General features: G+C 69.6%; 13 protein-coding genes. 7 read left to right on the top strand and 6 right to left on the bottom strand.

All coding sequences use genetic code 11. The annotated features are described in order from the left end of the window. Nucleotides 1-6: 6 nt before the first annotated feature. The 4 genes from A5673_RS16785 (at nt 7) to A5673_RS16770 (ending at nt 4,380) form a co-directional block, all read left to right on the top strand. Complete coding sequence (locus A5673_RS16785; RefSeq protein WP_068234546.1) at nt 7-867, top strand: hydroxypyruvate isomerase family protein; 861 nt, start codon at nt 7-9, stop codon at nt 865-867. Continuing rightward, nucleotides 864-1,748, top strand: a complete 885-nt coding sequence (locus A5673_RS16780) for a 2-hydroxy-3-oxopropionate reductase (protein WP_068234544.1) — start codon at nt 864-866, stop codon at nt 1,746-1,748. The genes A5673_RS16785 and A5673_RS16780 overlap by 4 nt, the downstream gene beginning before the upstream one ends. A 4-nt stretch (nt 1,749-1,752) precedes the next feature. Beyond that, nucleotides 1,753-3,519, top strand: coding sequence for a glyoxylate carboligase (gene gcl, locus A5673_RS16775; protein ID WP_068234541.1), 1,767 nt, complete (start codon nt 1,753-1,755; stop codon nt 3,517-3,519). 90 nt (nt 3,520-3,609) lie between these two features. Beyond that, the gene (locus tag A5673_RS16770; RefSeq protein WP_068234538.1) at nt 3,610-4,380 is read left to right on the top strand and encodes an IclR family transcriptional regulator; all 771 of its coding nucleotides are present in this window, start codon (nt 3,610-3,612) and stop codon (nt 4,378-4,380) included. Here the strand turns inward: A5673_RS16770 and A5673_RS16765 are convergent. Beyond that, nucleotides 4,377-4,691 (bottom strand): helix-turn-helix domain-containing protein, encoded by a 315-nt coding sequence (locus A5673_RS16765; protein WP_231971119.1) that lies wholly within the window; start codon nt 4,689-4,691, stop codon nt 4,377-4,379. The genes A5673_RS16770 and A5673_RS16765 overlap by 4 nt on opposite strands. Before the next feature lie 88 nt (nt 4,692-4,779). On the opposite strand from A5673_RS16765, the gene A5673_RS16760 reads away from it, so the two are divergent. Beyond that, the gene (locus A5673_RS16760) at nt 4,780-5,346 is read left to right on the top strand and encodes a carboxymuconolactone decarboxylase family protein (RefSeq protein WP_068234797.1); all 567 of its coding nucleotides are present in this window, start codon (nt 4,780-4,782) and stop codon (nt 5,344-5,346) included. On the opposite strand, the gene A5673_RS16755 is transcribed toward A5673_RS16760, so the two are convergent. Genes A5673_RS16755 through A5673_RS16740 form a run of 4 tightly spaced genes read right to left on the bottom strand, consistent with a single transcriptional unit; the run spans nt 5,338 to nt 7,936 of the window. Next, the gene (locus A5673_RS16755) at nt 5,338-5,877 is read right to left on the bottom strand and encodes a cupin domain-containing protein (protein ID WP_068234534.1); all 540 of its coding nucleotides are present in this window, start codon (nt 5,875-5,877) and stop codon (nt 5,338-5,340) included. The two genes, A5673_RS16760 and A5673_RS16755, sit on opposite strands and share 9 nt — an antisense overlap. Nucleotides 5,878-5,902: 25 nt before the next feature. After that, nucleotides 5,903-6,553 (bottom strand): HD domain-containing protein, encoded by a 651-nt coding sequence (locus tag A5673_RS16750; RefSeq protein ID WP_068234793.1) that lies wholly within the window; start codon nt 6,551-6,553, stop codon nt 5,903-5,905. Between the two features lie 14 nt (nt 6,554-6,567). Next, a complete protein-coding gene (locus A5673_RS16745) occupies nt 6,568-7,269 on the bottom strand; it encodes a nitroreductase family protein (RefSeq protein WP_068234532.1) in 702 nt (233 codons plus the stop codon). Between the two features lie 16 nt (nt 7,270-7,285). Then, the gene (locus A5673_RS16740; RefSeq protein WP_068234526.1) at nt 7,286-7,936 is read right to left on the bottom strand and encodes an HD domain-containing protein; all 651 of its coding nucleotides are present in this window, start codon (nt 7,934-7,936) and stop codon (nt 7,286-7,288) included. A 129-nt stretch (nt 7,937-8,065) separates the two neighbouring features. Between A5673_RS16740 and A5673_RS16735 the strand changes: the two genes are divergently transcribed. Both A5673_RS16735 and A5673_RS16730 read left to right on the top strand, forming a co-directional pair. Further along, nucleotides 8,066-9,010, top strand: a complete 945-nt coding sequence (locus A5673_RS16735) for a GlxA family transcriptional regulator (protein ID WP_197518406.1) — start codon at nt 8,066-8,068, stop codon at nt 9,008-9,010. Between the two features lie 24 nt (nt 9,011-9,034). Then, nucleotides 9,035-10,051, top strand: a complete 1,017-nt coding sequence (locus A5673_RS16730; RefSeq protein WP_068234524.1) for a TIGR03617 family F420-dependent LLM class oxidoreductase — start codon at nt 9,035-9,037, stop codon at nt 10,049-10,051. 106 nt (nt 10,052-10,157) lie between these two features. Here the strand turns inward: A5673_RS16730 and A5673_RS16725 are convergent. Next, the coding region (locus A5673_RS16725) for a hypothetical protein (RefSeq protein ID WP_156748311.1) at nt 10,158-10,393 on the bottom strand (236 nt) is incomplete at its 5' end.

Genomic DNA, 10,393 nt, shown 5'->3' with positions numbered 1-10,393 from the left:
AATCCCGTGACCTCTGCGACCTACGCGGTGAACTGCTCGATCCTGTTCACCGACCTGCCCCTGCTGAAGCGGCCGGACGCCGCCCGGGCGGCGGGCTTCGACGCGGTCGAGTTTTGGTGGCCGTTCGCCGAACCGGCGCCGCCGGAGGGCGACGTCGACGCGTTCGTGCGCGCCATCCGGAACGCCGGGGTTCAGTTGAGCGGGTTGAACTTCGCGGCCGGTGACATGCCCGCCGGCGACCGGGGCATTGTGTCCGATCCGGGATCGGTGGCCGCGTTCCGGGACAGCGTCGAGGTTGCCGTCGACATCGCGAAAACGCTGGGCACCCGGGCCTTTAACGCGCTCTACGGCAACCGCATCGAGGGCCTGGCGCCGGCGGCCCAGGACGACGCGGCCGCCGAAAACCTCGCGTACGCGGCTCAGGCCGCGCAACGCATCGGCGCCACGCTGCTCATCGAGCCGGTCAGCGGCGCACCGCGTTACCCGATCAGGACGGCGGCGGATGCCGTCGCGGTGATCGACCGGGTGCGCAGCCGCTCAGGGTACGAAAACCTGCGGGTGCTGGCCGATCTTTACCACCTGTACGTCAACGGTGACGACGTGGCCGCCGCGCTGCGCGCGCACGCCGACCGGATCGGCCACGTCCAGATCGCCGACGCCCCGGGTCGCGGCGAGCCGGGCACCGGCGAGATCGTGCTCGCCAGCTATCTCGCGATCCTGCTCGACCGCGGGTATGACGGCTACATCGGCCTGGAGTACAAGCCCAGCCGCCCCGACACGTTCGACTGGTTGCCCGAAGCGGATCGGGGTCGTGCCGGCGTCAATATCGAATCCCTTGCGGCACTTGTGGAAACGAGGAGTCAATGAGCACCATCGCGTTCATCGGGTTGGGCATCATGGGCGGCCCCATGGCATGCCACCTGGCCCGGGCCGGCCACACCGTCGTCGGCTACAACCGTTCGCCGCAACGCACCGCCGCGCTGGTCGAGGCGGGCGGGGTCGCGGCGGAGTCGATCGAGGCGGCGGTCAAGGACGCCGACGTGGTGGCCGTGATGGTGCCGGACTCCCCCGACGTGCAGGCCGTGTTGGCCTCGGACGGCGGGGTGTTCGCGCACGCCCAGCCCGACACCCTGGTGATCGACTTCTCCTCGATCCGCCCCGACGTCACCAGGGAACTGGCGGAGGAGGCGAGGAGACGTGGGTTGCGCATGATCGACGCCCCGGTATCCGGCGGTGAGGCCGGCGCCAAGAACGCGTCGCTGTCGATCATGGTCGGGGGCACCGCGGACGATTTCGCCGCCGCCAAGCCGATTTTGGCTGCGGTCGGCACGACGATCGTCCACGTCGGCCCCAACGGGGCGGGTCAGACCGTCAAGGCCGCCAACCAACTGATCGTGGCGGGCAACATCGAACTGCTCGCCGAGGCGATCACGTTTCTGCGGGCCTACGGGGTGGACCTCGACGCGGCGGTCACCGTGCTGGGCGGCGGCCTGGCCGGCTCGGCGGTGCTGGATCAGAAGGCCGCGAAGATGTTGGCCCGCAACTTCGACCCGGGATTCCGGATCGAGTTGCACCACAAGGACCTGGGCATCGTGACCAGCGCCGCCCGCGAGGCCGACGTCGTCATCCCGTTGGGCGCGGTCGTGGCCCAACTGATGGCGTCCGCGCTCGCCAACGGCGACGGCGCCCTCGATCACTCGGGCCTGCTGCTGGGCGTCGAGCGGTTGTCGGGACGCGGGGAAAGCTAGCGCGATGACGCGGATGCGCACGGTCGACGCGGCCGTCAGGATTCTTCAGATCGAGGGCGCCACACAGGCGTTCGGCCTGCCGGGTGCCGCGATCAACCCGTTCTACTCGGCGATGCACGCCCACGGCGGCATCCGGCACGTCCTGGCCCGCCACGTCGAGGCCGCCAGCCACATGGCCGAGGGGTACACCCGGGCCGCGGCCGGCAACATCGGCGTGTGCGTCGGCACCTCCGGGCCGGCGGGCACCGACATGATCACCGGGTTGTATTCGGCCAGCGCGGATTCCATTCCGATCCTGGCGATCACCGGGCAGGCGCCGGTGAACAGGCTGCACAAGGAGGACTTCCAGGCCGTCGACATCGCGGCGATCGCGGCGCCGGTGACGAAGATGGCGATGACGGTGCTGGAACCCGGGCAGGTGCCCGGCGCGTTCGCCCAGGCGTTCCACCTGATGCGCTCGGGACGCCCGGGCCCGGTGCTGATCGACCTGCCCATCGACGTCCAGCTGGCCGAAATCGACTTCGACCCAACGACTTACGCCCCGCTGCCGGTCTACAAGCCCGCCGCCGGCCCCGCGCAGATCAACAAGGCGCTCGACATGCTGCAGACGGCGCAGCGCCCGCTCATCGTGGCGGGCGGGGGGATCATCAACGCCGACGCCTGCGAGCTGCTGGTCGAGCTCGCGGAGGTGCTCAACGTCCCCGTGGTGCCCACGCTGATGGGCTGGGGCTCGATTCCCGACGACCATCCGCTGGCCGCCGGGATGGTCGGGCTGCAGACGGCGCACCGCTACGGCAACGCCACCCTGCTCGAATCCGATTTCGTGCTCGGGATCGGAAACCGTTGGGCCAACCGCCATACCGGCGGGCTCGACACCTACCGCCGCGGCCGTCGCTTCGTGCACATCGACATCGAGCCCACCCAGATCGGCCGCGTGTTCGCGCCGGACCTCGGCATCGTCTCCGACGCCCGGGCCGCGCTGGAGCTGCTGGTGGCCCTCGCGACGGCGCGGGCGGCGGCCGGCACGCTGCCGGACTGGACCGACTGGGTCCGCGCCTGCCGGCACCGCAAACAGACCCTGCACCGCAAGACCCACTTCGACGACGTGCCGATCAAGCCGCAACGCGTCTACGAGGAGATGAACCGCGCCTTCGGCCGCAACGTCCGCTACGTCACCGCGATCGGGCTCTCGCAGATCGCCGGCGGCCAGTTTCTGAACGTATTCAAGCCCCGCCATTGGATCAACTGCGGCCAGGCCGGGCCGCTCGGATGGACGGTGCCGGCCGCCCTGGGCGTGGTCACCGCCGACCCCACCGCCACGGTGGTCGGCCTGTCGGGCGACTACGACTTCCAATTCCTCATCGAAGAGCTCGCCGTCGGCGCCCAATTCAACCTGCCCTACGTCCATGTCGTGGTGAACAACTCCTACCTCGGGCTGATCCGCCAGGCCCAGCTGAACTTCGACATGGACTACTGCGTCTCGCTGGCCTTCGACAACATCAACGCCCAGGAGTCCGGTGACACCGAGCTGCCCAAGGGATACGGCGTCGACCACCGCAGCGTCGTGGAAGGACTGGGCTGCAAGGCCATTCAGGTCACCGCGCCGTCCGAGATCGGCCCGGCGCTGAACCGCGCGCAAGAACTGGCGCGCGAACACAAGGTACCCGTCGTGGTCGAGGTCTTCCTGGAACGGGTCACCAACATCGCGATGGGCACCGAGATCGACAACGTCACCGAGTACAACGAGCTCGCGACGGCGCCCTCCGACTGAGCGGCGGGCTGCTTGCTGCCGGCGTCGATTTCGTGATACGAAAAAGCGCAGGCGGGATGACGGGCCCTCGGGGCTGGATCGGAAGCGGTGATGGCTCGCGAGACCCCACGTACGGGCGGTGTTCAGTCGGTTGAGCGGGCGTTCGAGCTGCTGGAGATCCTGGCCACGATGGGCGGGACGGGCGCGCTGGCCGAGCTCGCGGCCCGCGCCGACCTGCCGGCGCCGACGATCCACCGCCTGGCCCGCACCCTGTTGGGCATGGGTTACCTGCGGCAGCTGCCCAACCGGCATTACTCGTTGGGGCCCAAGCTGATCCGCCTGGGCGAGAGCGCGGCGCACCTCGTCGGGACGTGGTCGCGGCCGCATCTGCTCGAGCTGGTGGAGCGCACCGGCGAGACGGCGAACATGGCGCTGATGGACAACGACATGGCCGTCTACGTCGCGCAGGTGCCCTCGCCCCATTCGATGCGGATGTTCACCGAGGTCGGCCGCCGCGTCTACCCCCATTGCACGGGCGTCGGCAAGGCGCTGCTGATGCAGCTGCCCAACGACGCGGTGCGCGCCCTGGTGTCGCGGACGGGGATGCCCGCCTCGACCGAGAACTCGCACACGACCCCCGAGGCGCTGCTCTCCGACATCGAGCTGTGCCGGTCGCGCGGCTACGCCGTCGACGAGGGCGAGCAGGAAGTGGGCGTGCGGTGCTTCGCCGTGCCGGTGCCCGACGCGCCGTCGCTGACGGCGATCTCGATCTCGGGTCCCGCGGCCCGGGTCACGCTGAAATCCGCGACGGAGGTCACCCCCCTGCTCAAGAGGGTCGCCCGCGACATCGCCTCGGAATTCGACAAGGAGGCGGCCGGCTAGCTGCCGCGGGACGCACCGGCCTGGCGCCGGGCCCACCGCTTGGCCCACCTGCCCAGCGGTTCATAGGCCGCCAACAAGCTGCGGCCCTCCTCGGAGAGCCGATAGCCGTTGGCCCCTTTGCCGAGGATGCCCGCCTCGCGCAGCTCGTGCAGCCGGCTGTTGAGCGCGCTCGCCGACACACCGCTACAGCGTTGCTGCAGTTGGCGAAACGTCAGCTCGTCGGCGCGCAATTCCCAGATGACTCGCATCGCCCACCGCCGTCCGAGCAGGTCCAGCAGGGCCATGATCGGTTCTTTCGAGCTCTCGGGCACAGCAGCAGCGTAACTCCCCGGGCCGGCTTGCGCTCTGATTTGCAGAGCGCTATGGTGGTGCTTCGATAATCAGAGCACGGAGGTGGGTGTGTCGCGTCGAGTACGGATCGCTCCGCTGGAGCCGCCCTACGAACCCGATACCGAGCGGCTGCTTGCCAAGTGGATGCCACCCGGGTCCGAAGTGCCACCGTTGGCGTTGTTCCGCACCTTGGCCGTGCACGACGAGCTCGCGGCGCGCATGCGCCCGCTGGGCGCAGGCATCCTGGGCAGCCGCACGGTGGCGCCGCGGACGCGCGAGGTGCTGATCGCCCGCACCTGCGCCCTGTGTGGCGCCGAGTACGAATGGGGTGTGCACGCCGCCGCCTTCGGTAGACCGCTCGGCTTGACCGACGAGCAGCTGTTTTCCACGGTGCACGGCGGACCCGACGACGCCTGCTGGGATGCCCAGCAGCGCAACGTCATCCGGCTCGCCGACGATCTGCACCACACCAGCGCCATCTTTGATGACCTGTTCGACGACCTGCGGGCCGACTTCGACGACCGACAGATCCTGGAGCTGACGGTTACGGCCGGCTGGTATCACACCATCGCCTACCTCATCGGCGTCGCGGGCGTCGCGGCCGAACCGTGGGCGCCGCGGTTCCCCTCAGTGTGAGGGCGGGTCCAGCCCGTATCGCCGCGCGATGTCGTCCATCCAGTCCGGTGACCCGTAGGTCAGCCCGTATTTGTCGGCCAGCGCGCCGAATTCGGGCAGCTCGTGCAGGGCCTTGCCGACCGGGTCGCCCGCGTGCTCCATGAGCAGCTCACCGAGCTCGCGGAAGTAGTTCTCGAATCCGCCGGGGGTGATGACCTCGATGATGCGGCCGGGCTCGCTGCCGGCGTTCCACATCGCGTGCATCTGCCCGCGCGGCTTGGTGATGTAGCCACCCGGACCGAGGACCACTTCGCTGTCGTCCGAACGGAAACCGATCTCGCCCGCCAAGACGATCGAGTGCTCGTCCTCGCGGGTATGCCGGTGCGCCGCGGTGAGCAGGCCAACCTCGAACGGGTGCTCGACGATGGAGACCTCGCCCCCGTTGGTCTTGCCGGACAGCTTGAACACCGCGCCGAAGCCGGGCAGGGCCACGTAGTCCCCCTCGCCCGGCTGCACAACGGTGACCCCGATGTGATTCGCGGCTTGATCCATGGGGACTACCTCCTCACAGTGCCCGCTATTCGGGCCAGGTGTTCTTCATGATGATGTCGACGAAGTCGGCGCGGACGAACGTGGGGTCGAAGTGCGCCAGCACGTCGGCGTTCACCGTGCCGAAGGTGCTGTCCGGACGGTGCTTCATCCCGTCGTTGAACGCCGCCAGGATCCGCCGCTTGAAATCCGGTCGCGGGTGGGCGGCGGTGACCGCCGCAAGAGCTTCCGGGGACAGGTCGTCGCGGCCGATGCCCAGCACGTCGGTCTCCACACCCGCGGTGACGCAGGCGATCTCGGGCGCCAGGAACTCGGGCACGCCGGGCGTGGTGTGCAGGGCGATGCTCAGCCACACCTTGTCGGCGTCGGCCTCATCGACGCCGTGCCGCAGCAGGAACTCTCGCGCCGCGTTGGCGCCGTCGACCTCGAAGCGCAGGGCGGAGCCGCGGTAGGGCTCGGTGAGACCCAGGTCGTGGAACATCGCCCCGGCGTAGAGCAGCTCCAGGTCCGGCTGCAGCCCCCGGCGCCGGGCCTGCAGCGCGCCGAACAGAAAGACCCGGCGCGAATGGTCGAACAGCAGGTCGTCCTCGGCGGCGCGGATGTATTCGGTGATCTCGCGCACCAGGTCGGTGTCGGGTATCGCGATGTCGGCGATGGTTTCCGGCGTCTGGATGGCCATGATCTCGTCTCCTGTCATCCCACGGCGACCAGGCCGGCCGTCTCGTCCTGAGGCGACCACAGCGGTCGCGGCACCTCGACACCGAACGGCGCATCCCAGCGGTTGCGGGACGAAACCTCATGCACGGGACGGCGATTGGCGGCCACACCCCACCTTCCCCGCGGGTAGCCAAGGGTCAGCATCGCCGACATCTGCCAGCCTTCCTCGACGGGCACCCCCAGCAGCTCGTTCACCCTATCCCGATAATTGTTGAGCACCATCGTCATGACGCCCCCGACACCTTCGGCGCGGGCGGCGAGCAAAACGCTCCAGATCGCCGGGTAGATGTTGGCGCCGCCGAGGTCGTCGATGGCGAAGACGAAGAGCAACAGGGGAACCTCTTCGAAATGGTCGGCCAGGTAGTCCCCCGAACCCTTGATGCGGCGCATCGTCCCGGCGTGCGCGGCCGCATCCGCCCCGGGCGCCGGTGTCACCATCGGCCCCTGGCCGGTCCGGAACTTGTCGTATTCGAGCGCGCGGGCCTGCCGGAACAGCTGGGCGAACTCGCGGATGAGTTCGGGATCGTCAACGGCCACGAAGTGCCACCGTTGGGTGTTGCCGCCGTTGGGCGCGCGGACGGCCGCATCGAGGATGCGCGCCTGCACGTCCAGCGGAACCGGGTCCGGCCGCAGCCGCCGCATCATCCTGGTGGTGTACAACGCCTCGTGGATCTCCATTTGTCCACTCCTTCCGCTATTCGGGCCAACTGCTGTTGACGATGCTGTCGACGAGGTTCGCCGGCGTGAAGGCGGGGTCGAAATGCGCCAGCACGTCGGCGTTCATCGTGCCGAAGGTGGTGGCCGGACGGTGCTTCATCCCGTCGTTGAAGGCCGCCAGGATGCGGTTCTTGAAGTCGGGACGCGGGTGGGCGGCGGTCACCGCGCCGACCGCTTCCGGGTCCAGGTCGTCGCGGCCGACGCCGACCACGTCGGTCTTGACACCGGCTGCGAGCAAGGCGGTTTCGGGGCTGAGGCGTCCGGTGACCTCAGGCGTGGTGTGCAGGGCGATGCCGAGCCACACGTTGTCCGCGCCGCAGCGGTCGACGCCGTGTGCCAGCAGGAACTCGCGCGCGGCGTCGGCGCCGTCCATCTCGAAGCGCTGCGTCGAGGTGCCGTAGCGCGCGGTGAGGCCGAGGTCGTGGAACATCGCGCCGACGTACAGCAGTTCCGGGTCCGGAGCCAGGCCGAGGCGGCGCCCGTGCAGCGCGCCGAACAGGAACACGCGCCGGGAGTGGTGGAAGAGCACGTCGTCCTCGGCGCCGCGAATGAACTCGGTCGCCGCCCGGACCAGTGCGGTGTCGGGTATGACGATGCCGGCAATGGTTTCGACGGATTGAACGGCCATGATCGCTCCTTTTTGTCCAGGCCCATCCTGCGGCACCGCGCGGCCGCCCGACGACGTCGTTTCAGCCGTCTTTCCCATGGATTGCGACACAATGTGTGCGTGGCTGAAACCGGTGGGCAGTCGCGCGTGATGGTGATCGTCGTCTTCGACGACGTGACGATGTTGGACGTCGCGGGAGCCGGCGAGGTCTTCGCGGAGGCCAACCGGTTCGGCGCCGATTACCGGCTCAAGATCGCGTCGGTGGACGGTCACGACGTCACCACGTCCATCGGGACCCGGCTGGGTGTCACCGACGCGATCTCGTCGATCGAATCCGCCGACACCATCCTGGTCGCGGGCAGCGACCACCTGCCGCGGCGGGGGATCGATCCCGAGCTCGTCGACGCGGTCAAGTCGGTCGCCGGCCGCACCCGGCGGCTGGCCTCGATCTGCACGGGCTCATTCGTCCTGGCGCAGGCCGGCCTGCTCAACGGCCGGCGCGCCACCACGCACTGGCATGACGTGCGGTTGTTCACCCGGGCCTTCCCCGACGTCACCGTCGAGCCGGACGCGATCTTCGTCCGCGACGGTGAGGTCTTCACCTCCGCGGGGGTGTCGTCGGGCATCGACCTGGCCCTGGCGCTCGTCGAAATGGACCACGGCGCGGACCTGGTCCGGGAGGTGGCCCGGTGGCTGGTCGTCTACCTCAAGCGCGCGGGCGGCCAGTCGCAGTTCTCGGTGCTGGTCGAGGCCGATCCGCCGCCGCAGTCGCCGCTGCGCAAGGTCACCACCGCGATCTCGGCCGACCCGGCGGCCAACCACGACGTGAAAACCCTTGCCGCCCGGGCGTCGTTGAGCACCCGGCAGCTGACCCGGCTGTTCCAGTCACAACTCGGCACGACACCCGCCCGCTACGTCGAGATGGTGCGCATCGACGCGGCACGTGCGGCACTGGACGCCGGCCGCAGCGTCGCCGACAGTGCGCGCCTGGCGGGGTTCGGTAGCACCGAAAGCCTCCGGCGGGTCTTCGTCGAGCATCTCGGCCTGTCGCCGAAGGCCTACCGGGAGAGGTTCCGCACGGCGGCGCGGGGCTGAAACGTTCCGGCATACTGTTCCGCCATGCACATCGACGTGATGACGGTCCCGCAATCGCTGGACAAGATCGGTGATTTGGCCCGTCGAACCCAGGCCGCCGGGTTTGCCGGGATGCTGTTGACCGAGACCGGGCGCACGCCGTACCTCAGCGCCGCCGTCGCCTCGCAGGCCGCACCGGGCCTCGAGCTGTCCACCGGGGTTGCGGTGGCCTTCCCGCGCAGCCCCTTCGTCACGGCCGCCACCGCCTGGGAGCTGCAGGAGTCGACCGGCGGGAGGTTCCGGCTCGGCCTCGGCACGCAGGTGCGCACCCACGTGGTGCGGCGCTACGGGGTGGCGTTCGAGCGGCCGGGGCCACGGCTGCGCGACTACGTGCGCGCCGTCAAGTCGTGCTTCGCCGCGTTCCGGACGGGCAAGCTCGAGCACCACGGCGAGTTCTACGACCTGGACTTCATCACCCCGCAGTGGAGCGCCGGACCGATCGACGCGCCCGACCCGAAAGTCGATGTGGCAGCGGTGAATCCGTGGATGCTGCGGATGGCCGGTGAGGTCACCGACGGCGTGCACGTCCACCCGCTCGGCGAGCCGGGCTACCTGGCCCGTCACGTCGTGCCCAATGTCGCCGAGGGGGCCGCGAAGGCCGGGCGCTCCCCGTCGGACATCGCCATGATCGTGCCGGTGATGACGATCGTCGGCGACACCGACGAGGAGCGCGCCAGCGAGCGTGAGTCGGTGCGCGCCAGCATGTCCTTCTACGGCAGCACGCCCAATTACGCGTTCATCTGGGACGAGGCGGGATTCGAGGGCACGACGGCCCGCATCCGGGAGCGGCAGAAGGCCGGCGACTTCGCCGGCATGGCGGCCCAGATCACCGACGAGCACATCGCCGCGTTTGCCACCGAGTCGACGTGGGACGGGTTGGCCGGCGCGCTGAGCGAGAAGTACGCGGGGGTCGCGACGCGCCTGGTGCTGTACAACGCGCAGGGGGCGCAGGGCGAGCGCTTCGAGCGCTACGGCGAGGTGGCGCGGCGGCTGCAGGGGTAGGTGGCGCCGGCGCCTACCCCTGTCCCGCGAGCGTGCGCAGAATGCCGTCGTTCACGGCGTGTCGCCGTACAAACACGCACGCTCGCGGCAAAAAAAGGGGGCAAAGCTATTTGGTGGCGTTGTACTTGTTGATCGCGTCGTCGAGGCGCTGCAGCGCCGCGCCGTAGGCGGCGAAATCGCCCTTCTTCTGGGCGTCTTTCGCGGCGCCGATGGCGGCCTGGATGTCCTGCAGGGCCGCGGCTTTGGCCGCCGACAGCGTCACCGACCCGTCCGGCGACGGCGGCACCGCGGTGGGCGGCGGCGGTCCCGGTGGCGCGGCGGGGGCGGGGGGGGCGCCGGGGC

Origin of the sequence: Mycobacterium sp. E3198 (assembly GCF_001667015.1) — a bacterium.
GTDB lineage: Bacteria > Actinomycetota > Actinomycetes > Mycobacteriales > Mycobacteriaceae > Mycobacterium.
Note: the sequence above shows the minus strand (reverse complement) of the source record. Positions and strands in the feature narration are given on the sequence as shown.